The organism is Acinetobacter oleivorans DR1 (assembly GCF_000196795.1).
Lineage (GTDB): Bacteria > Pseudomonadota > Gammaproteobacteria > Pseudomonadales > Moraxellaceae > Acinetobacter > Acinetobacter oleivorans.
Map to the genome: position 1 here is coordinate 1,831,382 of NC_014259.1, position 22,757 is coordinate 1,854,138.

Here is a 22,757-nt window from a genome sequence, read left to right on the forward strand (position 1 = left end):
GCAATGAATATGAATCTGCAATTATTAAATGAAGTCACTGCTTTCATCTGGGCTGAAGCAGATATGTTGGACCACAGTGAATACCGTGAATGGCTCAATTTATGGAATGAAAAAGGTGTTTATATCATTCCGATTGACCCAAACCTCACTGACTACGAAAACAACTTAAATTATGCCTATGACGATAATCATATGCGTACTTTACGTGTAGAGCGTCTGGAAAATGGTGAAGCAATTTCTACAGCACCTAAAGCCAATACTGTACGTAGTGTTTCTCGTGTACGTGTTATTCAAGATCAAGATAATGAGATCGTTTTGCGTTGTGCTCAAAACTTGCGCGAGTTCCGTAAAGAAAACCTCAAGCATTACACAGCTGATATTACTTACCATTTGACTCGTGATGCGGCTACAGGCTTTAAGATTAACCGTAAAATCATTAACTTAGTTAACTCAACCGATACCTTAGCTGGTATTAGCTACATTCTTTAGGAGCGGTAACATGAAACAAGTTGTTTTAGTGACAGGTGCTGCTTCTGGACTCGGTAATGTGATTGCTGAATATTTTGCGAGCCAAGGCCATCAAGTGGTTTTGTCAGCAAGTACGCTTGAAAAAGCCGAAAATGCCAAGGTACAAAGTCAATATGCACAAAATATGTTTCCCTTGAAATTAGATATTTCGGTTGAAGCAGATTTTCATGCTGCGGTGCAATGGATTGAAGAGAAATTTTCTAAACTTGATGTGTTAATTAACAATGCCACCGTTACCAAAGCAACGCCCGTATTAGAAATTACTGCAGCCGATTTTGATTGGGTGACCCAAGTTAACCAACGCGGCACCTTTCAAGCTTGTCAAATTATTGGTCAATATATGGCTAAAAAAGGCTATGGACGCATCATTAATATGGCCTCGTTAGCAGGACAAAATGGCGGTACTGCAACGGGTGCACACTATGCGGCAACCAAAGGTGCAATTATGACGTTAACCAAAATTTTTGCCAAAGAATTTGCGGCAAAAGGGGTGACGGTTAATGCGGTTGCACCGGGTCCGATGGAATCTCCAATCGTTCATAGTGTGGTGTCTGACGAGAAAATGGAACAGTTCATCCAGAATATTCCGGTTAAATCCTTAGGAAGTATGCATTTTATTGCTGAAACTTGTGGGTTGCTCGCGAGTCCAAATGCGGGGTTTGTGACTGGTGCAACATGGGATATTAACGGTGGTTTATTCATGCGTTAAGCCAATCGCTCAAGCATGAAAAGGGAGTTAAATCATGACTACACTTTATGATGTTGTCGTTAAAAATCGCCATGTGGAAGGTGGAAATATTGCAGTCATGGAATTTGAATCTGCAACCTCTACAACATTGCCAAAAGTTGAAGCGGGTGCGCATATTGATGTGCACTTACCGAATGGCATGGTGCGCCAATATTCACTTTGTCAAAATCCAAATGACGAAGGAAAGTTCCGCCTTGGAATTTTACGTGACCCTGAATCACGTGGTGGCTCAGTCTCGGCTTTTGATGAAATTAAAGATGGTATGCAAATTCAGGTCAGTGAACCAAAAAATTTATTTCCACTTTTAAAAGCCAAACACAGTGTATTGATTGGCGGTGGAATTGGAATTACGCCGTTAATCACGATGGCTTATCAACTTGCACACGAAGGTGAATCATTTGAGCTTCACTACTGTGGTGCTAGCCCTGAACACTGTGCTTTTGTTGATGAAATTAAAAATGGTGAGTTAGCAAAATATACAACATTTCATTTTAAATCCGAAGGTGCAAGCCACAGAGCATTTTTTGAATCTGCCATTAAAGATATTGACCTTGAGAGCCATATTTATACCTGTGGTCCAGTCGGTTTCATGGACTGGGTGATTAACCTTGCTACAACTCACGATTTTCCTGAACAGCAAATCCACAAAGAATATTTCCAAGTTGAAACTGATACTTCTGGTGATTCATTTGAGGTGGTGGCTGAGCGTAGCGGAAAAATCATTATGGTTGAAGCTGGCGAAACCATTTTACAGGCTTTAGCTAAAGAAGGGATCGACATTGAAATGTCTTGCGAGCAAGGCGTATGCGGAACCTGTATGTGCGATGTAATTGAAGGCGAACCTGATCATCGAGATGTTTATTTTACTGATGAAGAAAAAGCCAGCAATGAACAAATATTGGTGTGCTGTTCGCGCTCTAAAACACCGAGACTAGTTTTAGATATCTAATGCTCTCGCGATTTATATGGATGTAAGAGAAGGTTTAGGAGAAAGATGATGAATGTATTACAACAAATAGATGAGTTTACGGTCGATCCATTACAGTTCCGACGAGCATTAGGAAATTTTGCAACAGGTGTTACCATTGTTACTGCACAAAATGCACAAGGTGAGAAAGTCGGTGTAACTGCAAATAGTTTTAACTCGGTGTCACTCGACCCACCGCTTATTTTGTGGAGTATTGATAAAAAATCGTCAAGTTTTTCAGTATTTGAACAAGCCACACATTTTGCAGTCAATATTTTATCGGGCACGCAAATTGAACTGTCTAATAAGTTTTCGAGACGCAATATTGATAAATTTGCAGACACCAATTTTCAACTTGGTGCAGGACGTGCACCAATCTTAGAAAATTGTTCTGCGGTATTTGAGTGCGAACGCTATCAAGTGATAGAAGGTGGTGACCACTGGATTATTGTTGGTAAAGTGGTTCGTTTCCATGACCAAGGCCGAAGCCCGTTGGTCTACCATCAAGGCGCATATTCTTGTGTCATGCCGCATCCGAGCCTTCAAGTTAAGCAAACTGAACAGAACGGCGTAGACCAAACACATTATGGACACTTATATAACAATGTCTGCTATTTAATGAGTCGTGCTTTTAAAGCCTATCAAACCGACTATATTCCTAAGCAAATGGCTTCTGGGTTCCGTACCAGTGAATCACGTCTCTTACTTGTTTTGGCTAGTGGTACTGCTTCAAGTAAGGAAGATTTACCGCGCGATATTGCTATGCCAATGCAGGAAGTTGAAAGATCGGCTGAAATTCTAAAATTTGAAGGGTTGCTGGTCGATCACGATAATTTATACGCACTAACGGAAAAGGGTAAACAAACGGCACAGTATTTGTTTGATATCGCCGACAGCCACCAAAATGAGGTGTTTAAAAAGTATTCTGAGGAACAAAAAGATATTTTTATTACCATGCTGCGAGATTTTGCAGGAGTAGCATAAGTCCCATTAAGCTGATAAATTGAATTGATTTATCGGCTTCTTCATATCTAGCTGACTATCATCAAAACAATTCCAAGGATAAGGAATTTTTGGCACACAATTTGTTTATCAATAAAACAAGATTGCAAATAAGCCAAGACAGTGCACCACCACAAACGCAAAATTTTGAGCGGTTGCACATGTATAGAGAGGTAAGGGATGAACCAATATGTAAGCGACGCATTACTCACATGGACGCACCATATTAAAAGTGTGTGCGGCAATTTTGAAACCGATTTTGACGGAACCCGTAATTTATTCATTGGTGAAGTTCAGTGCTTTTTATTGGGTGATACCGAAATTGCTTTTATCAAAAACAATGCCAATAAAATTGTCCGAAAAGCCGATGAAATCGATCGAGTGAATAATCGTTTTTGCTTTTTGATTTTACAGTATTCGGGAAAAATGCTGCTCGAATATAAAAATGAAACCTTAAGCCTAAATGAAGGCGATATTGTGTTGGTGGACCCGGTCGAAACAATTTCGATGTATCCGCAAGGTTTGGTAAGTCAGATTTCAGTCCATCTGTCGCGTGAAAAATTACTTAAAGAAAATATTAGTACCGAATATTTTGGAAAACTGATTACTCAAAATATGAGTGGTTTTTTGCTCAAGAATATTTTGAAAAATATGTCTGCTGAAAACATTAAACTTTGGTACGCAACCGAAGATGGTAATGCTTTTGAAGATGCGTTAATTGCTTTAATCAAACCCACAATTAATTATAAAAATATTAATAGCTCAAATAATCTTATGGAAAAAGCTGAGCGTTATATTATAGAAAACTTAGCAAAACCAGATTTAACACCTAAATTAATTGCAGAGCATATTGGGGTATCGCTGCGTCATCTCTACCGTTTATTTCTTCAAGAAAATTTATCTATTAACAAATATATACAGCTCAAACGCCTAGAAAAAGTCAAAGCAGATTTGCTTGATAAAAGAAATAAACAAAGCTCAATTACCCAAGTTGCCTTGAAATGGGGTTTTTGGGACGGCGCTCATTTCTCAAAAATCTTTAAAAAGACTTATGGTATTTCTCCTAAAGAATTTAGAGAGGGTATCTCGGTTTAAAACTTTCATCTCTCAATGTCATTTTTAGACAAGTTCGACGTCATTCTTGAACAAGCTAGCCCTATGTAACTGTGTTGAAATTAAATTCATTAGAGCAGGCTAGATAAGCTTAATAATCATAAAACTATTAAGTTAATCTAATTAATTTCACTCACAGGAAAGTGCATTTTAACTGTCTGATTCAGATAGTTCAGGGATAGACCAAAAGGATGAAACCAATGCGTAAACAACGATTATTGAATGACATACAAAAAATACTGGCACTTAACTTATCAATCGCTGCAAGCTTTTGGGGACTCAATACTCAAGCGTTTGCGCATGGTGGCAAGGCCGAAATGGTCTCACTTTATCAAAACATGAGTGAGCAAGGCGCTAAAGTTGTCAAAGACGATTTTACCAATACTTATATGATCACCAAAGGTTCTATGGTGGTTCGAGCTAAACCCAATTCAGATCAGGTTTTGGTGAACGGCAAACCTTTCAAGCTCAGCGTGCCTTTACTAATCAAAGATGGTAAGCCTGTTATTGGAAAAGACTTTTTTAATGAAGTATTCCAGTCTGGTTTAGATCAAACTTTTAAAATTGAAAATACGTTTCACCCGCTCAATAGCCTAAACTCTGACGAAATTAAAAAGACCTTTGATGTGATTAATCGCTCGAAATACGCCTATAAAAATATGCGTTTTGCCGAGTTAAAGCTTAAAGAACCTGAAAAAGCCAAAGTCTGGGATTACTTTATTAATCACAAAGAATTTAAAGAAGATCGTATTGCCTCATTTATTTTATTAAAGGGGAGTCAAGCGATTGAAGGTGAAGTTAACCTTAACACTCAACAAGTCACCAAATGGAATGTACTTAAAGACACTCATGGAATGGTGTTGCTCGATAATTTTGAAGCCGTACAGCGTGTAATTGAGACAAGTAAAGAATATCAGGAGGCTTTACGGAAACGTGGCATTACCGATGTGAAGAAAGTGATTGCTACACCACTAACTGTTGGATATTTTGGCGGTAAAGATGGTCTGGACAAACAACTCAATATATTAAAAGTCGTCGCTTACCTCGATGTAGGCGATGGTAATTATTGGGCGCATCCAATTGAAAATTTAGTTGCTGTAGTGGATTTAGATAAAGAAAAAATTATCAAGATTGAAGAAGGCGCAATCATTCCTGTACCGATGGCAAATCGACCTTATATGTCGAATAAGCCCGTAGCAAGTAAGCTAAAACCACTCAATATTACTGAACCTGAGGGTAAGAACTTTAGCATTACTGGCCAAACCATACATTGGGGGAATTGGTGTTTGCATGTGGCCTTAGATTCTCGTGTTGGCTTACAGCTTTCAACGGTGACCTATAAAGATAAAGGCGTTAAGCGTAAAGTTATGTATGAAGGGAACTTGGGTGGAATGGTAGTTCCATATGGTGACCCTGATATTGGATGGTACTTCAAATCCTATTTAGACTCTGGCGAATATGGTATGGGGACACTTACCTCATCTATTCTTCCGGGAACAGATGCACCTGACAACGCTGTTTTACTTGATGCTGTGATTGCAGACTACAAAGGCCAGCCACAAGTGATTCCAAATGCGATTGCTGTGTTTGAACGTTATGCTGGGCCTGAATATAAACATCACGAAATTTTTGGCAATCAAGATGCCAGTGAAGCACGCCGTGAACTTGTCATTCGCTGGATTAGTACGGTTGGAAACTACGATTACATGTTTGACTGGGTATTTGCCCAAAATGGTGTAATTGGGATTAATGCGGGTGCAACAGGTATTGAAGCTGTTAAAGGCGTTAAATCACGCACCATGCATGACAGTACTGCCAAAGAAGACACCAAATATGGAACTTTAATTGACCATAATATTGTGGGTACAACGCATCAGCACATCTATAATTTCCGCTTAGACATGGATGTCGATGGTGAAAACAACAGCTTTATGCATATGGACCCTGTAGTGAAAGCCAACGACAAAGGCGGTGTTCGTACAAGTTCAATGCAAATTGACAGTAAAGTCATTACGAATGAGCAAAATGCAGCTGAAAAATTTGATCCATCCACCATTCGTTTACTCACGAATTTCAATAAGGAAAATAAATTAGGTAATCCAGTTTCTTACCAACTCATTCCGTTTGCAGGTGGAACACACCCTGTGGCAAAAGGAGCCAATTTCTCTAAAGATGAATGGTTATTTAAACGTTTGAACTTTATGGATAAGCAAATTTGGGTGACTCAGTACAACCCAGACGAACGCTATCCAGAAGGGAAATATTCAAACCGTTCAACTCATGACACAGGGTTAGGACAATTCATTGGCAACAATGAAAATATTGAAAATAAAGACCTTGTAGTGTGGATGACAACAGGAACAACCCATGTGGCACGTGCTGAAGAGTGGCCAATCATGCCAACAGAATGGGTGAATACACTCATCAAACCTTGGAACTTCTTTGACAGTACCCCGACTTTAAACTTGGGTGAAGAAGAGCAAAACACACAGCACGACCATCACTAAATGGGTGCATGATCTAGAGTGGGTAACGAATCGGTTACCCACACTTGAGCACGGTTAGGCAGTTCGCAAAAAAGGAATTTCTCAATGAAAAATTTATTTTCTCAGGTTGTGAGAGGGACTCTCTTTGTCTCATTTTTTTCAACTGTGCATGCTGGTGAGCTTGAAATTAAGCCAACTTTTGAAGCAACTTTTGGGGCTTTTAGTAGCGGTAAAAGCTATAACGGCGAAAACCTAGATGATGAAAGAGTCAATTGGCAAGAAGGTCATCTTAAATATGGTGCTAAAGGGCAATATACCTTTAAAAACAATCAGCTCTATGCAAGCTTGAGCGGTATTAGCTCGGCAACATTTGGTGATGGCGACGCTGGCCAAAATAGTAATGGCAAAGAACGTAAAACGGATGTGAATGAATGGATCATTGGTTTTAAAGACGGTACCAATAAAGATGAGTTAACGACCTATGATTTAAGTATCGGTCGACAAAATATCATGATTGGTGATGGGTTCTTTATTGCGGGTGATGCATTAAATCTCGGTAAAGCGCCTGCGGACGGCACACTAGATCGGGGCGGAGCATATTATTTGGCAGCTCGTCGAAGCTTTGATTTTACAAGCTTGCTTCAATACAAACCGCAAGAGAATACAACGTTAAAGCTGGCTTATTTAAAGTCAGACAATAAAGCACAATTTTTCCCAAAACTCTTTGTGACTGATCTGATGTATCAGCTTAAAGATAAGGGCGTTGGGTTTACTTATTTAAATGTATTAGACCTTGAAGATGCTGAACAGGTTTCAGGACGACAAGACCTTAAAAATTATGCTTTACGTTTGAATTATCAACCTTTACCAGAGCTACAAGTTAAAACTGAGTTTGTAGTTCAAGATAAAAAAGATAGCCACGAAAATGCTGGCTATTTAGCGCTGAACTATAATTTTTTATCTTCAAAATATACGCCTTCATTCGGTTACCGCTTTAGTCATTTTTCAGACCAATATGACACTATGTTTTATGGAAATACAGTCGGCTTTGGCACATGGTTTCAGGGTGAAGTTGCCGGAAACTATGCTGGTCCATTCAATAAAAATGCAGATATTCATCAAGTTTCTTACATGATGAACTTGAAAGAAAATTTTATGCTGGGTGCTTTGGCCTATAAGTTCAAAACAGTAAATAAGTCTTTAACTAATGTAGACGGACATGAGCTGGATGTTTTTTCGGTCTGGTCGGTTAATAAAAAATTCAATGTTATTCCTTTAGTGGGACTCTATAAACCAAAACACGATATCCATAGTGGTGGTACTCAAAACTACGATGATAAGACCAATGTATATGCGCAGTTGATTCTGCAATACATCTATTAAATTAGAGCGAAGGAGATCGTGTTTATTGGCGGTACATTCATAGAAATAAAATTAGGATGAAATCAGATGGATCAACAATATGACTATATCGTGATTGGTGCTGGCTCAGCAGGTTGTGTGGTCGCAGCACGACTATTAGAAGCCAAGGCAGGGCGCGTTCTTGTTTTAGAGGCTGGAAGCCGCGATAGCAGTATGTTTCATACTATACCTGCAACAGTAGTTAAAGTATTCCAGCAAAAATCATGGCAATACATGACTGTTCCGCAGAAATATTGTAATCATCGTGAAATGATCCTTGCACAAGGAAAAGTGTTGGGAGGTGGAAGCTCGGTTAATGGCATGATCTATTGCCGAGGCCAACGACAGGATTATGATTTATGGGCTTCGGAATGGGGATGCAATCAGTGGTCTTATCAGGATGTGCTGCCTTTTTTTAAGAAAGCAGAAAAAAATGAAAGTCTTGCTGATGAATATCATGGACAAGATGGCATTTTACCTGTCAGTGAAAACCGCTATCGCCATCCTTTAACGCTTGCTTGTATTAAAGCAGGTCAACAAATGGGGATGAATTATGTCAATGATATTAATGGTTGGGATCAGGCGGGTGTAGGGTTTTATCAAACTACTACTCAAAACGGTTCTAGGGCGAGTACTTCTAAAACCTATTTAAAGTCAGTCGAAAACCACCCAGATCTTACAGTCATTACGGATGCCTTAGTACATAAAATTGAAACTCAAGGGGATCAGGTTACTGGGGTGACTTATAGTGTTGGCGGAAAATCACCAATTACGATAAAGGCTCAAAAAGAAGTCATTCTGAGTGCTGGTGCAATTGGCAGTCCTAAGGTTTTATTACTTTCGGGAATTGGTCCAAAACAGCATTTAGATGAACTCGGAATAGAATGCATTCGTGACTTACCTGTAGGTGACAATTTTCACGACCATTTGCATATGTCGGTTAATGCGACAGTAACAACCAATAATAGTCTGCTCGGTGAAGACCAAGGTTTAACCGCAGTACGACACTTTTTACAATGGTGTTTTACACGTTCAGGATTGCTAACCACCAATATTCTAGAAGGTGGTGGTTTTATTGACACCAATAACAATGGTCGACCTGATGTCCAATTTCATTTTTTACCTGTGCTGGATAATTTCGATAATACCCCAGGTGAAAAAGCAGCGGCTCAGGCACATGGCCTTACCATTAAAGTCGGACATGTACAGCCAAAAGCACGTGGGACTTTACGTTTACGCAGTAAAGATCCAAAAGATTTACCTGTTATTGACCCTAATTATTTAGGCCATCAAGAAGATATTGATGTAAATATCCGTGCGGTACAGGCTGGACTTCGCTTATTACAACAACCAGCATTGAAAGCGATTGTCAAAGAAGTGATTGAGCCTGCAAATATCGATCCTGATGATATTGAAGCGATTGATCGATGGATGCGCCAGAACATTAAAACGGTCTATCACCCCGCAGGTAGCTGCAAAATGGGCAATGCTCCGCAAGATTCGGTCACCGATCAGACGCTTAAAGTACATGGTTTTAAAAATTTACGTGTGGTGGATTGTTCTATTTGCCCACAAGTTCCAAGCGGCAATACTAACGCAATTGCCATCATGATTGGTGAACGAGGTGCAGACTTTATTTTGAATCAGGTCGCGTAGTTGCTGTCATAACAATATTTTAGAAATGAAAAGAGGAAAAGAAAATGAGTGAAGTTCAGATATTAGAAAGCGTCCAACAATTTATGGCACGTCAACATGGACATTTTATTAATGGAAAATTAGTTGTTGCTGAGCATTTAGATAAAGTGGATATTGTAAATCCATCGACCGAACAAGTTGTTGCTCAAATTAGTATAGGTAGTCAACAAGATGTCGAAAGTGCGGTGAAAAGTGCTGAACATGCTTTTCAAAATGCTTGGGCTGAAACGACGCCGTATGAACGTGGCGTTAAACTAAATAAGTTGGCAGATTTAATTGAGCAACATGCTGAAGAACTTGCACAGCTCGAGACGTTATCTACTGGAAAACTCATCAATATTTCCCGTCATCTTGAAGTTGCACAATCTGTTATTTTCTTAAGATATTTTGCTGGTTGGGCAACCAAAATTAATGGTCAAACCATGCAACCGTCTATTCCTTCTATGCAAGGTGAGAAATATACAGCCTTTACTTTAAGACAGCCTATTGGCGTGGTTGCAGGGATTGTGCCTTGGAATTTTTCACTCATGATTGGTGTTTGGAAAATCGGCTCAGCTTTAACAACTGGTTGTACCATTGTGCTTAAACCAAGTGAGTTTGCCAGCTTATCTTTATTACGTTTAGCTGAACTTGCCATTGAGGCAGGTATTCCGGCTGGTGTAATTAATGTGGTTACAGGTAAGGGCGATACAGGGCAATATTTAATTGAGTCGCCGCTCGTTAAGAAAGTCTCGTTTACAGGTTCGGTACCAACAGGCATTGCCATTGGTAAGCTCGCGATGAGCAGCGATTTAACTCGTGTCAGTCTGGAGTTGGGTGGTAAAAATGCCATAGCTGTTTTGGCAGATACAAATATTGATGAGATTTTACCAACTTTGTTGCAAGCAACTTTTGTACATCAAGGCCAAGTTTGTGCATCTCCAGAGCGTTTTTTTGTACACCATACAAAACATGATGAACTTGTCGAGAAACTCTCTAAAGCACTCTCTAGTTTTAAAATTGGATCGGCTATGGATGAAGGAAGTATGTTTGGTCCACTCTCTAATCAGCCACATTTTAATAAAGTGAAACATTATTTAGATATGGCTAAAGCCAACAATCAGATTATTGCTGGTGGTGCGGCTCTAGATCAGACAGGGTATTTTGTACAGCCGACTTTGATTTCCTTCAAAAATACGGATGATCCTTTATTTTCAGAGGAAACTTTTGGTCCAGTAGTTGGGGTAATGTCATTCGAAACTGATGAAGAACTCGTTCAACTGATGAATCAGTCGCGCTTTGGTTTAACCGCTAGTATCTGGACAAATGACTTATCTAAAGCTTTGCGTTTAATTCCTAAAATTGAAGCAGGAACCTTGTGGGTCAATATGCATACGTTCTTAGATCCATCTGTTCCATTTGGCGGGGTAAAAGCTTCAGGAATTGGCAGAGAGTTTTCTGATGCATTTATTGAAGATTACACCGAATTAAAATCAGTTATGATTCGGTATTAAGCCAATAAAGAGGTTTGTCACTTTATAAATAACAAACCTCAGCTTTTAAAATAAAAATTGGACTAAAACATTAGTAGTTTAAAGTGATGCTTTGTTGAGTTGATTGGTCGATTTCCTTTTGACTCACCGCATCATCTTTACACTTGTAACTTTCAAATAAAGGAAGCTGATCTGCAAAGTGGACATCAGGTTTTCCATTTTGATTAATAAATCCACTTTGTCCTGGGGCCAAAATCGAACACATGGTGACTTGATTTGGATTTAAGACCACTCTAAACGTAGCACTTCCCGTATTTCCATAAGTACTAAGGTGTTGTTCATGTGATGGGGCAGCCCATGGAATACCGACGGAGTTTTTGCTAGAAAAGCCCATCGTTGCTACTGGAATTTTCCAGTCATTCGGGTCAGTAGAGTGATACTGTTTTGAAAGTTCAGTCAACGCATTTTCTAAAGCTTTTAAGACAACCTCATCTGCTGTTTGTCCTTTTAAGAAATCAACTTGTTGAGGAATACTCGCCTGTTTTCCTTGCAGGGCATTCCAGATTAATTTTGAAGCACTCGCAGGCTGTGCACTTCGTGGATCATTATTTACTGGATAAAGCGTATCGGTATAACGCTTATAAATATTTTCTGAAAGGTTTGGTTTGAGTACCAGTTCAATCATTTGATTAAGCCATGCACGTGTAATTGCTGGTGCTGCACCTTGATAATATTTCGCCTCACTATCAGGGCGTAATTTAAGATCCCAACTGGCAAGTAGTGGTGCGACTTTTTTGGCTAATGGCGATGCATTAGGGCTTTGTGCCGCTTGAATCATATAAGGAACAAAATAACGGGCATTTAAATCAGACCATGCAGCTGTTTTATTAATTTCCCAAATTTCTTGCTGACTCAGTTTTGGTTTACTTTTTAAAGGTTCAATCAGTTCATTCGCCCGATCTACATAAGAAAAGTTTGACGAATCTGAGCGTAAGCCAGCATAGGCTTTGTTATTCCAGCTTGTGACATAACCTTTTTGCGGATTGTATTCTTTAGGGTTATGCGAGAAGTCATAAAAACCTTGCCACTCCATTGAACCATCACCTTTAGCTGGAAGCTGAATATGTTGGTTTTCAGGACGAATAGGTAAACGACCTAAAGCAGCAACACCGATATTATCTTTAGTATCGGCATAGAACCAAGTGATAGAGGCTGCGACACGTTTGGCTTGAGCAAGAAATTCATCCCAATTTGAGGCTTTCGCTGCATTTGCCCATCCTAACAAAGTTTCAATTTCTACGCCTTCCCAGCTACGTTTTTGCGCATACGCCGTATGGTTATTATCATCCCATGTACTTATAAAACCTTGTTTACTCTTATAAACATCTAAAACATGGTCTGCTTGATTTTTAACTTTGATTTTTACTTGCTTGTGCTCAAATGGAATATAAGCTCCTTTGTATAAATATTCTTTTGAATTGCTTGGATTTAGAGTGAGTTGGTAAACATCGTTAGTATCGAGTGAGCCTACCGTAGAGCCCCATGCTATTTTGCCATTGGTTCCAAATAAAATTGCAGGTAAGCCAACAGGAGTAATACCTGTCAAATTATAGCCCGCTCCATGTAAACCAATATCGTAGGTGATTGCTGGTGTATACCATCCTTGCTGTGGGCCATTATATAAAACTGCTTGGCCTTCAATAGTCTTATCACCTTTTAAGACCCATGCATTACTGGCGGTAGGTACACCATCTACAACACTTTTGCCTAAAGCAATCCGAGCTTGCGCTAGATAGGTTTTTGCTGCTTTGTTTGAAATAGGGCTAATGTCTTTAAGTATTTGCTGTTGACGCGCTATAAGCTGTGGTTTTTGTGCATATTGGATAATGGTTGGAGCACTTGGGTCATTTAGCCAACGTAATTGTTGATAGACTTTAAGACCTTCTTCTTGGCCTTTTTCTTTTTGCAGTTGCGTGAGCAAATCTAAATTTGATACTTCAGAACTGGCTGAAAAGAAGCGATTCAAAATTAAGCCTACCCAAACCATAGCAATATCTTCTGGTTGCCATGTTGATGGTTTAAAACCATGATCTGTGAACTCTTTAGGCATAAGAGCTGGATCTGCTAAAACCTCTTTAACCCGTTTACTAAAACCTGCGGCATAACCTTCAAAAATTGCTCGGTCTTCTGGTGAGAGCGCGGCGAGTTGCTGCTTAATATTTTCTGGGTCAAAACGGCTATGCGTCGCAATATCATATTGAAGATAGTCGGGGCCGAGGACCTCAGCAACCGTACCTTGTCCTGTACGTTTTGACATTTCCATCTGGAATAATCGATCGGTCGCTACCGAATAGCCATAACCGTAGAAAAGCCCATAGGTATCATTTGCATATACATGAGGAGTACCGAATTTATCACGCTTAATCGTGATCTGCTTTTGTGTTGGTGTTGAGTCTAAACTTGATGAAGAATTACAACCCGCTAAAAGTGCGCCTAAAAGTAATGTTCCATATTTAATTAAAGGGCGTGTAGGGTGAGGCCGAGAATTCAGCATAGGTATGTTCAATTTAGATATCCTTACTTTCATTATGATGTAGAAGTGAACGATTTAAGAATCTTCTTAGATTCACGTCACTGATGAACAAGCCCTGTTCATGAATTTAAAATACTGTTATTTATCCATGTAATTTTCCATTACATTTGAGGTATATATTTATACCTTCTCGAACAAGTTATGGTGTTTTCTATTTTGAGAGAATAAAAAAGGCCATGATTGGCCTTTTTAGAAATGAATAAATTTTAAGAAAGCGGAATTAGCTCACTAAAAAATCTTTTAGGATTTTATTAAAAGCTTCTGATTGTTCTACATTGGAAATATGAGAGGCATCTATTTCTGCAAGTTTTGATTGTGGAATGCGTTGCTGCATAAATTCACCATCTGAAACGGTTGTTACAGGATCTTGAGTTCCAGCAACGACTAATACAGGAATTTTGATGTCTTTTAACTGCTCACGGACATCCGCTTTAGCCAAAGCCTCACAACAATTGGCATAACCCATTGCGCTGCCAGCACTTAAGTCGTTACACAGGTTGTTGACAATTGAAGCATGACTTTGGATAAAGGGATCTGTAAACCATCTCGAAGCTGCTGTAGCTGCGATCGGTTGTAAACCTTGCTCACGTACTAATTTTGCACGGTCAAGCCATGCCTGTTCTTGTCCAATTTTAGCGGCAGTATTTGCCACAACCACATGACTAAAACGGTTAGGGTAGTGAATCGCAAGCCATTGACCGGTTAAACCACCCATAGAAATTCCACAAAAAGCAGCTTTGCTAATATTCAGATGATCCAGTAAACGGACAACATCTTCACCTAATTGCTTTACAGTATATGGACCGTCAGGCGTAGATGATGAACCGTGACCACGAGTGTCATAGCAGATCACAAAAAATTGATCTTTTAACTCATTAAACTGTTTTTGCCACATACCATAATTGGTGCCCAAAGAATTGGAAAACACCAGAGCAGGGGACGACGGTTCGCCAAAAGTTTGATAGTTAATTTGTGCATCGGCAGATTGAAAAGATGGCATTTGTTTCTCCTTAAAGTGCTTCAACACGTTCAATAATCAATGCGATGCCTTGGCCTACACCAATACACATTGAACATAAGGCATAGCGTCCGCCTGTTTGCTCAAGCTGGTTTAAAGCTGTAGTGACTAAGCGTGCACCTGATGCACCAAGTGGATGACCCAAAGCAATTGCACCACCGTTTGGATTTACTTTGTTGCTATCATCTGGCAAACCTAAATCACGGGTCACTGCCAAAGCTTGTGCAGCAAAGGCTTCATTCAGCTCAATCACATCCATCTGATCTAAAGTCAGGTTGGCTTGTTTCAGTAATTTTTTAATCGCTGGGGCTGGGGCAAAACCCATAATGCGTGGTTCTACACCCACTGCTGTTGAAGCAATGATCTTGGCACGTGGTTTGAGGTTGTAGGCCTGAACTGCCTCATCAGAAGCAATCAGTAGAGCTGCTGCACCATCATTAATACCTGAAGCATTCCCCGCAGTCACAGAACCATCTGCTTTGACAACCGGTTTAAGTTTGCTTAAAGCTTCAAGGGTGGTTGATGCACGTGGATGTTCATCGGTATCAATCACAACAGCATCCCCCTTACGCTGAGGGATTTCAACTGCCACGATTTCTTTAGAAAAAAAGCCTTTGGCTTGCGCGCTTGCGGTGCGTTGTTGGCTCACCAAGGCAAACTGGTCCTGATCTGCACGATTCACGTTAAACTGTTCAGCGACGTTTTCGGCAGTCTGGGGCATGGTGTCTACACCATACAATTTTTTAAGTTTAGGGTTAATGAAACGCCATCCCATGGTGGTGTCTTCAATCTTTTGGGTACGACCAAAAGCACTGTCTGACTTACCCATCACATACGGTGCACGGCTCATACTTTCCACACCACCTGCAATCACCAAGTTCGCTTCACCTGCTTTAATAGCACGTGCAGCAATGGCAATCGCATCGAGTGATGAACCACACAAACGGTTAATAGTGGTTGCTGGCACCTGATATGGTAAACCTGCAAGCAGTGCTGACATACGGCCCACGTTACGGTTATCTTCACCGGCTTGATTCGCACAGCCATAGATCACATCATCGACCTGTTCCCAATCTACATTCGGGTTGCGCTGCATGAGTGCTTTAATCGGCACAGCGCCAAGGTCATCGGCACGGACAGGTGCAAGGCCACCGGCATAACGGCCGAATGGAGTACGGATGGCATCGATGATATAAGCGTTTTTCATTCTTACATTTCCATTTTGAAATCTGTTGCTGTCATTGCCACAAATGATGGGTTTATCCATTCTTCCTTTGCAGAGGCAATGCCTCACTTTTGACAGGGCAAAAGTGACAAAACCCTTTGTTACGCAGACACAACATCCCTGTTGTGCTGAGCAACGAGGCGACATCCATGTCGCCACCTCGTATCCGCTAGCAGTTTGCTATCGTGACAGGTGACATGGATGTCACCCGTTGGACAGGGAGGCAAGGAAGCCTCCTCTGTTCAACATAGATTTTTGTTACTTTTCATCTTTGAAAAGTAAGGTATTGCCTATACAAAAGGCTTTTGAATATCAATGTAATTCAAGGCCGTGATGCTATTTATTAACTGTAGCGACTACATCATTTACAAACTTAATTCGTGGCATCAATCAAAGTTGCACCTGTTAAAGCCTGCAACTCATCAAAGCTAAGACCTTCAACTTTCTCAATCACCTTTAAACCATCTTTAGTCACGTCAATCACACACAGGTCAGTGTAAATACGATCAACACAGTGTTTACCTGTAACTGGGTAAGTCAGCTCAGCCACAATCTTTGGTTCACCTTGCTTGGTCACATGATCTGTGGTGATAAATACTTTTTTAGCACCTACAGCTAAATCCATCGCACCACCTACCGCAGGAATCGCATCTGGAGCACCCGTATGCCAGTTTGCTAAGTCACCATTCGCGGCAACCTGAAATGCGCCAAGCACGGCAATATCAAGGTGACCACCACGCATCATCGCAAAGGAGTCGCCATGGTGGAAAAAGCTGCCGCCTTCAAGCATGGTCACAAATTCTTTACCCGCATTAATTAGTTCAGGGTCTTCTTCACCTGCCGCTGGTGGTGGGCCAAAAGCCAACAGGCCATTTTCAGAATGAAGGAAAATATCTTTATCGTTAGGTAGGTAGCTTGCGATCTTGGTTGGTAAGCCAATGCCCAAATTCACATAGGCGCCATCTGGAATATCTTGTGCCACACGTTTTGCAATCTGGTCACGGCTGAGTTTCTGGTAGCTCATGTTATTTCTCCTTATTGCTTACTGTGCGGGCTGTACTTGTACAACGTGCTGTACAAAGATACCTGGGGTGATGATGTGCTCTGGATCTAATCCACCTAGCTCAACCACTTCAGACACCTGAACAATGGTGACATCAGCAGCCATGGCCATAATCGGACCAAAGTTACGTGCAGATTTACGGTAAACCAGATTGCCCCAGCGGTCGCCTTTGTAAGCTTTAATCAAGGCAAAGTCCGCCTTGATTGGATATTCGAGTACGTAATCTTTACCATCAATCTGGCGAGTTTCTTTGCCTTCAGCTAGAAGTGTTCCAAAGCCTGTTGGGGTAAACACAGCACCAAGTCCCATACCTGCTGCCTGAATACGGCAAGCCAGATTACCTTGCGGAACAACTTCAAGCTCGACCTTTCCGGCACGATACAATTCATCAAAAACATAAGAGTCTGACTGACGTGGGAAAGAACAGATCACTTTTTTAACTGAACCAGCCTTAAGCAGTTTAGCCAGACCATAATCGCCATTACCGGCGTTATTACTAACAATCGTTAAATCTTTAACACCGAGTTCAATCAGTCCATCAATGAGTTCAGCGGGTTGTCCTGCGGTACCGAAACCACCAATCAGGATGGTCGCGCCATCTTTAATCTGCGATAGTACCTCGCTAAGAGAGGACTTACTTTTGTCAATCATGTGAGAAACCTTAGAGCATGAGGTAACGTGATGTTATTACTACCGCTAAAAATTTATTTAAATTCTTAATGGTAGTAATAAATGGAATAAATTTTGTGAGTCAAAAGCGAACTTTTAACTCACATACACTTTCAATTAAGCGCTAGCGCGACGGCGTTCAACTTCAGTTGAAGGAGCAGCAGCGGCATCTTTAACAAGTTCGATGTTAAATGTGATGTGTTTGAAAGCGTGATCTAAACCACGGCGTTGGATTTCAGCTGGGTCAGTTACATCAACTGCTGTTGCCACTAAGCCATCACGAGTTGCAAAGGCAAAGTCGTCCCATAAGTACTCATCACCCTCAATGTTGAATTGAGTTGTAAGCTTGCGGAAACCTGGTGCAGAAACAAAGTAGTGAACGTGGGATGGACGGTTACCATGACGGCCTAATTTGTTAAGAAGGGCCTGAGTAGTACCTTCTGGCGGGCAACCATAACCTACTGGCATTGTGGTTAATGCAACATATTTACCATCTGCATCAGTCAAAATACTACGGCGTAAGTTGAAGTCAGATTGAGACTTATCAAAGAATGAATAGTTACCTAAACTGTTAGCATGCCATACTTCAACTTTAGCATTTTCAATGATATTGCCGTCAGTATCAGTCACCGTACCTTCAATAATTAAGGTATCGATTTTGCCAGATTCAGTGCCATCATCCATACGAGCAAAACCAACGGTTTCAGGCGCGCCAGCTACATAAAGTGGGCCTTCAATGGTACGCGGTGTGCCACCCGTAACACCAGCTTTTGCATCAGCTTCATCTGCACGTAAATCAAGATAGTGCTCTAAACCTAAGCCAGCTGCCAAAAGACCAAGTTCGTTTGCTTGACCTGCGTCTGTGAAATATTCCAAACCTTTCCATACTTCTGAAGGTTGGATGTCTAAATCTTCGATGGCTTGAAATAAATCCCCGAGAAGGCGCACTACAATTTGTTGAACACGTGCATCAACTTCGCCTTTTGCAGTGTCGACATTCATTTGTTTTACAAGCGCATCAATTTGTTGACGGTTCATACTAAAACTCCTTAAGTATGCAATACGGTTTTGGGTGGCAGCGCTGCGGGCATGTTGTTTTGCTAGCGAATAAGTGCCGCCACGTTCCTTGTTACCTTCTGAATAAATATATTTAGTTTTTGAATGTGCTTCAGACCACACACTCAAACTATTTTCTTAGATTACGAATCATCATCACGAACAGAAGAAGGGTGACGATTAAGTGCCATCACTTCGATGTTCATATAAGGATAGAGAGGTAATCCTTGTAAAATGTTGTGCAACTCTTCATTGCTCTCAACATCAAAAATACTGATGTTTGAGTACTGGCCTGTAACTCGCCAGATGTGACGCCATTTACCTTGGCGTTGTAAATCTTGCGAATAAGCCTTTTCAACGGCCTTAATTTCATTTGCTTTGTCGGCTGGCATATCGAGTGGAATATGCACATCCATACGTACATGAAATAACATGGGAAACTCCTTATCCTGTTGCCTTAACGACGTAACTTCTCGACTTTATCTTCATCAATTTCAATGCCTAAGCCCGGAGCCGTTGGCAAGTGCAATTCAAAGTTTTCGTAACGTAGCGGTTCTTTCAAAATTTCTTCGGTAAGCAATAACGGACCAAATAATTCAGTACCAAACGCTAATGTTTCAAAGGTTGCAAATGCGTGAGCAGAAGCGATGCTACCTACAGGGCCTTCAAGCATAGTGCCGCCATAAAGATCGATTCCAGCCAAACCTGCAATCTTGGCAACTTCACATGCCTCGATCAGACCTCCTGATTGTTCAATTTTCACGGCAAATACATCTGCACCATGACTTTTTGCAATACGGTATGCGCTGTCAGGACCAGTTAAAGCTTCGTCCGCCATGATTGCGACATCAAAACGACGTGTTAAACGCGCAAGTGCTTCAGTATTTTGAATAGCACAAGGCTGTTCAATTAAATCAATCCCGCCATCTTGTAGCTGTTGAATACCTTGAATACATTCCAGCTCTGACCATGCACGATTTACGTCAACACGTACACTAATATCTGCACCTAGTGCTTTTTTAATTGCAATCACATGATCAACATCGTGTTGCAAATGGCGTGCACCGATTTTGAGTTTGAACGTGTTATGACGTTTCAACTCAATCATTTTTCGAGCTTCAGCAATATCTTTTTCTGTATCACCAGACGCGAGCGTCCAAAGTACAGGTAAACTATTACGCAGACGGCCACCTAAAACTTCACTTAACGGCACGCCTAAACGTTTTGCCTGAATATCAAGTAGAGCGGTCTGAATGGCACATTTCGCGAAACGGTTACCATTAATATTCTTACGAATCAGTTTTAGTGTTTGAGCCACATTTAAATCTTTAACTGATGCGAGTAATGGTGCAAAGTAAGTATCAATATTGGCTTTGACACTTTCAGGACTTTCTTCACCATAGTTCAGTCCACCAATGGTGGTCGCTTCACCCCAGCCGACAATACCATCCGTAGTCGTAATTTTAACGAGCACCAAAGTCTGAGTACGCATTGTAGTCACAGACAGCTGGTGAGGACGGATAGTTGGAATATCCACAAGTATGGTTTCTATGGTTCTATACATGAAGTTTCAACTATTACGAACTTGTTTACATACCATAGAAGAATGTAATAGCCTAAAATAGATATAGAACGGTATTTTAAGATACTAAAAAGGTATATTAATGGAATTAAGACATCTACGTTATTTTGTTACCGTTGTGGAAGAACAAAGTCTGACTAAAGCGGCTGAGAAGCTTTTTATTGCCCAGCCACCACTCACGCGTCAAATCAAAAAACTAGAAGAAGAATTAGACATTGATTTGTTTGTGAAAGGCTCACGTCCATTAAAAGTGACGGAAGCAGGGCTGTTTTTTTACCAACATGCCGTTCAAATTTTAACGCATACTGCTCAAGCTGCTTCCATGGCTAAAAAAATGAAGCTGGTCGAAAACATTGTCAAAGTTGGCTATGTCAGTTCACTTCTGTATGGGCGTTTACCACAGGTCATTTATCTATTTAGACAAAAGAATCCTGACATTCATGTCGAGCTTATTGAATGTGGCACACGAGATCAGGTTGAGGCTTTAAAGTTAGGTAAAATCGATTTAGGTTTTGGTCGCTTACCCATTAGTGATCCAGCGATAAAAAGGCTTTTACTTCGCAAAGAAAAATTAAAACTCGCGATTCATAAAAAGCATCCATTAAGTGAATTTCAAGATTCAGGAATTTACCTATCTCAAATTATCAATGAGACGATTTTTTCTTATCCAACGACACCTAAGCCTAATTTTTCGACCACTATTCAAGCTTTATTTACCAAGTTAGGTTTAATACCAGCCAAGCTGACCGAAGTACGAGAAATTCACATGGCGCTTGGTTTGGTGGCTTCGGGCGAGGGTATTTGTATTATTCCAGAAAGTGCCTGTGATATTGGAATGAAGAATCTAACTTATTTAAATATCTTAGATTTAGAAGCTTATAGTCCCATTTCTCTATCGATGCGTAACATGGACCAAAGTTCTTATATTCCTAAAATTTTAGATTGTATTGAAGAGATTTATAGCGAAGAAGAAGTGTCGAGAAATCTAAATTTATAACTTTTTAATACGTTTTAAATTGAATTATCATGTTATTTTAAAACTTTAAGATTATAGGTAATATTTAAAAGGAATTAATAGATGAGAAAAATTTTAGGCGTAGCTTCTCTCATTATGTCTACCTGTGTTGTACATGCTGAACAATTAAACGAACAAGAAAAAACTTCTCCATATAGCGCGAATGTTACTTTTGCTAGCCAATATATTTCACGTGGGTTTCAACAAACTTGGGGTAAACCTGCTTTGCAAGGTGGACTGGATTATGCCAACCCGAATGGTTTTTTTGTCGGGACTTGGGCATCAAGTGTAAGCTCTAATTATTTGCGAAATGCCTCGGTTGAATGGGATTTTTATACAGGTTATTTAAAAACAATCGATAAATTTTCAATTGGGATGTCGGTTTTTTACTACTACTACCCAGGCGCGAAAAGTACACCAGAAACAGGGAGTAGTAGTTATAACTATGGTGAAATCGTACCTCAAATTGGCTATGGTCCTTTAAGCCTCAAATACTTTGTGACTTACACACCAGATTATGCTGGATATAACTCTAAAACCATGGGTGGACCTGCTGGTAAAAGGTCGAGAGGTTCAAGTTATTTAGATCTTAACTTTACCCAGCCGATTAATGACACCTGGACTTTTGGCGCTCACTATGGCTATGAAAGGATCAAAAACTTTTCAGAATCTAATTTTCAAGATGTTAAAGCTGAACTCGTTAAAGATTTAGGTGATGGCTGGACTACAGGACTAGCGTATACAAAAGCATGGGATAAAAATGACTACTATAAAAAGTATAGTAATGGAGAATCTGGTGCGCCTGTTTCAAATCCAATTGATTCGACTTTTACAGTCTCTGTAAAAAAAGTATTTTAAATTAGATTTAACAATAATGGCTTTTAACTGCGCTTGGGCATCTTTAAATTTAAACTTCCAAACGTAGTTAAAACTGAATTTCTATTTATTTTTAAGTTAATTACGGCTGAATTGAGAATAACTGCGATTGAACTCAGCATAAGTTTGAAAGCTTCTCGTAATTTTTATCCTAAAACTTATATGGACTTTTATTAAATTCAATATTGATGATATGAAATAAAATGAATAGTAGGCTACTGTTTATTCCATAAAAAAACATCATAATT

General features: G+C 40.2%; 19 protein-coding genes. 11 read left to right on the forward strand and 8 right to left on the reverse strand.

What is annotated here, in order from left to right:
- Positions 1–3: 3 nt before the first annotated feature.
- The 9 genes from AOLE_RS08655 to AOLE_RS08695 all read left to right on the forward strand — a co-directional run bounded on the left by AOLE_RS08655 (position 4) and on the right by AOLE_RS08695 (position 11,433).
- Positions 4–489 (forward strand): aromatic-ring-hydroxylating dioxygenase subunit beta, encoded by a 486-nt coding sequence (locus tag AOLE_RS08655; RefSeq protein ID WP_004792056.1) that lies wholly within the window; start codon positions 4–6, stop codon positions 487–489.
- A 10-nt stretch (positions 490–499) separates the two neighbouring features.
- Positions 500–1,237 (forward strand): SDR family NAD(P)-dependent oxidoreductase, encoded by a 738-nt coding sequence (locus AOLE_RS08660; RefSeq protein WP_013197691.1) that lies wholly within the window; start codon positions 500–502, stop codon positions 1,235–1,237.
- A 34-nt stretch (positions 1,238–1,271) separates the two neighbouring features.
- Positions 1,272–2,225: a PDR/VanB family oxidoreductase gene (locus AOLE_RS08665; protein WP_013197692.1), complete on the forward strand. Its 954-nt coding sequence runs from the start codon at positions 1,272–1,274 to the stop codon at positions 2,223–2,225.
- 45 nt (positions 2,226–2,270) lie between these two features.
- The gene (locus AOLE_RS08670) at positions 2,271–3,227 is read left to right on the forward strand and encodes a p-hydroxyphenylacetate 3-hydroxylase reductase component (protein ID WP_081399139.1); all 957 of its coding nucleotides are present in this window, start codon (positions 2,271–2,273) and stop codon (positions 3,225–3,227) included.
- A gap of 198 nt (positions 3,228–3,425) precedes the next feature.
- Complete coding sequence (feaR, locus tag AOLE_RS08675; protein WP_013197694.1) at positions 3,426–4,340, forward strand: transcriptional regulator FeaR; 915 nt, start codon at positions 3,426–3,428, stop codon at positions 4,338–4,340.
- Between the two features lie 209 nt (positions 4,341–4,549).
- Positions 4,550–6,865, forward strand: a complete 2,316-nt coding sequence (gene tynA / locus AOLE_RS08680; RefSeq protein ID WP_081399140.1) for a primary-amine oxidase — start codon at positions 4,550–4,552, stop codon at positions 6,863–6,865.
- Between the two features lie 144 nt (positions 6,866–7,009).
- Positions 7,010–8,227 carry a hypothetical protein gene (locus tag AOLE_RS08685; protein ID WP_081399306.1) on the forward strand — a complete coding sequence of 406 codons (1,218 nt, stop codon included), beginning with the start codon at positions 7,010–7,012 and terminating at the stop codon, positions 8,225–8,227.
- A 66-nt stretch (positions 8,228–8,293) separates the two neighbouring features.
- The gene (locus AOLE_RS08690) at positions 8,294–9,901 is read left to right on the forward strand and encodes a GMC family oxidoreductase (RefSeq protein WP_013197697.1); all 1,608 of its coding nucleotides are present in this window, start codon (positions 8,294–8,296) and stop codon (positions 9,899–9,901) included.
- A gap of 44 nt (positions 9,902–9,945) precedes the next feature.
- Positions 9,946–11,433: an NAD-dependent phenylacetaldehyde dehydrogenase gene (locus tag AOLE_RS08695; protein ID WP_013197698.1), complete on the forward strand. Its 1,488-nt coding sequence runs from the start codon at positions 9,946–9,948 to the stop codon at positions 11,431–11,433.
- Between the two features lie 70 nt (positions 11,434–11,503).
- Here the strand turns inward: AOLE_RS08695 and AOLE_RS08700 are convergent, their stop codons facing one another.
- From AOLE_RS08700 to AOLE_RS08735, 8 genes are all read right to left on the reverse strand, one after another.
- A complete protein-coding gene (locus tag AOLE_RS08700; protein ID WP_013197699.1) occupies positions 11,504–13,966 on the reverse strand; it encodes a penicillin acylase family protein in 2,463 nt (820 codons plus the stop codon).
- Between the two features lie 259 nt (positions 13,967–14,225).
- A complete protein-coding gene (gene pcaD, locus AOLE_RS08705) occupies positions 14,226–15,005 on the reverse strand; it encodes a 3-oxoadipate enol-lactonase (protein WP_013197700.1) in 780 nt (259 codons plus the stop codon).
- A gap of 10 nt (positions 15,006–15,015) precedes the next feature.
- On the reverse strand, positions 15,016–16,230 hold the full coding sequence (gene pcaF / locus AOLE_RS08710; RefSeq protein ID WP_013197701.1) for a 3-oxoadipyl-CoA thiolase: 1,215 nt from the start codon (positions 16,228–16,230) through the stop codon (positions 15,016–15,018).
- Positions 16,231–16,621: 391 nt separating this feature from the next.
- Complete coding sequence (locus AOLE_RS08715; RefSeq protein ID WP_013197702.1) at positions 16,622–17,272, reverse strand: 3-oxoacid CoA-transferase subunit B; 651 nt, start codon at positions 17,270–17,272, stop codon at positions 16,622–16,624.
- 18 nt (positions 17,273–17,290) lie between these two features.
- On the reverse strand, positions 17,291–17,962 hold the full coding sequence (locus tag AOLE_RS08720) for a 3-oxoacid CoA-transferase subunit A (protein ID WP_013197703.1): 672 nt from the start codon (positions 17,960–17,962) through the stop codon (positions 17,291–17,293).
- 135 nt (positions 17,963–18,097) lie between these two features.
- Complete coding sequence (gene catA, locus AOLE_RS08725; protein WP_013197704.1) at positions 18,098–19,018, reverse strand: catechol 1,2-dioxygenase; 921 nt, start codon at positions 19,016–19,018, stop codon at positions 18,098–18,100.
- A 161-nt stretch (positions 19,019–19,179) separates the two neighbouring features.
- The gene (gene catC / locus AOLE_RS08730; RefSeq protein ID WP_003651954.1) at positions 19,180–19,470 is read right to left on the reverse strand and encodes a muconolactone Delta-isomerase; all 291 of its coding nucleotides are present in this window, start codon (positions 19,468–19,470) and stop codon (positions 19,180–19,182) included.
- A gap of 23 nt (positions 19,471–19,493) precedes the next feature.
- A complete protein-coding gene (locus AOLE_RS08735) occupies positions 19,494–20,600 on the reverse strand; it encodes a muconate/chloromuconate family cycloisomerase (RefSeq protein WP_023274222.1) in 1,107 nt (368 codons plus the stop codon).
- Between the two features lie 100 nt (positions 20,601–20,700).
- Here AOLE_RS08735 and AOLE_RS08740 point away from each other — a divergent pair, with 100 nt between their 5' ends.
- The gene (locus AOLE_RS08740; RefSeq protein ID WP_013197706.1) at positions 20,701–21,615 is read left to right on the forward strand and encodes a LysR family transcriptional regulator; all 915 of its coding nucleotides are present in this window, start codon (positions 20,701–20,703) and stop codon (positions 21,613–21,615) included.
- 81 nt (positions 21,616–21,696) lie between these two features.
- Positions 21,697–22,491, forward strand: a complete 795-nt coding sequence (locus tag AOLE_RS08745) for a TorF family putative porin (RefSeq protein ID WP_013197707.1) — start codon at positions 21,697–21,699, stop codon at positions 22,489–22,491.
- Positions 22,492–22,757: the final 266 nt, after the last annotated feature.

Coding starts and splice junctions, on each gene's coding strand:
- AOLE_RS08655 (WP_004792056.1), top strand. CDS start 4: ATGAATATGAATCTGCAATTATTAAATGAAGTCACTGCTTTCATCTGG.
- AOLE_RS08660 (WP_013197691.1), top strand. CDS start 500: ATGAAACAAGTTGTTTTAGTGACAGGTGCTGCTTCTGGACTCGGTAAT.
- AOLE_RS08715 (WP_013197702.1), bottom strand. CDS start 17,272: ATGAGCTACCAGAAACTCAGCCGTGACCAGATTGCAAAACGTGTGGCA.
- tynA (WP_081399140.1), top strand. CDS start 4,550: ATGAAACCAATGCGTAAACAACGATTATTGAATGACATACAAAAAATA.
- pcaD (WP_013197700.1), bottom strand. CDS start 15,005: ATGCCATCTTTTCAATCTGCCGATGCACAAATTAACTATCAAACTTTT.
- AOLE_RS08700 (WP_013197699.1), bottom strand. CDS start 13,966: ATGCTGAATTCTCGGCCTCACCCTACACGCCCTTTAATTAAATATGGA.
- AOLE_RS08665 (WP_013197692.1), top strand. CDS start 1,272: ATGACTACACTTTATGATGTTGTCGTTAAAAATCGCCATGTGGAAGGT.
- pcaF (WP_013197701.1), bottom strand. CDS start 16,230: ATGAAAAACGCTTATATCATCGATGCCATCCGTACTCCATTCGGCCGT.
- AOLE_RS08720 (WP_013197703.1), bottom strand. CDS start 17,962: ATGATTGACAAAAGTAAGTCCTCTCTTAGCGAGGTACTATCGCAGATT.
- AOLE_RS08690 (WP_013197697.1), top strand. CDS start 8,294: ATGGATCAACAATATGACTATATCGTGATTGGTGCTGGCTCAGCAGGT.
- AOLE_RS08670 (WP_081399139.1), top strand. CDS start 2,271: ATGATGAATGTATTACAACAAATAGATGAGTTTACGGTCGATCCATTA.
- feaR (WP_013197694.1), top strand. CDS start 3,426: ATGAACCAATATGTAAGCGACGCATTACTCACATGGACGCACCATATT.
- AOLE_RS08740 (WP_013197706.1), top strand. CDS start 20,701: ATGGAATTAAGACATCTACGTTATTTTGTTACCGTTGTGGAAGAACAA.
- AOLE_RS08695 (WP_013197698.1), top strand. CDS start 9,946: ATGAGTGAAGTTCAGATATTAGAAAGCGTCCAACAATTTATGGCACGT.
- AOLE_RS08745 (WP_013197707.1), top strand. CDS start 21,697: ATGAGAAAAATTTTAGGCGTAGCTTCTCTCATTATGTCTACCTGTGTT.
- catA (WP_013197704.1), bottom strand. CDS start 19,018: ATGAACCGTCAACAAATTGATGCGCTTGTAAAACAAATGAATGTCGAC.
- AOLE_RS08735 (WP_023274222.1), bottom strand. CDS start 20,600: ATGTATAGAACCATAGAAACCATACTTGTGGATATTCCAACTATCCGT.
- catC (WP_003651954.1), bottom strand. CDS start 19,470: ATGTTATTTCATGTACGTATGGATGTGCATATTCCACTCGATATGCCA.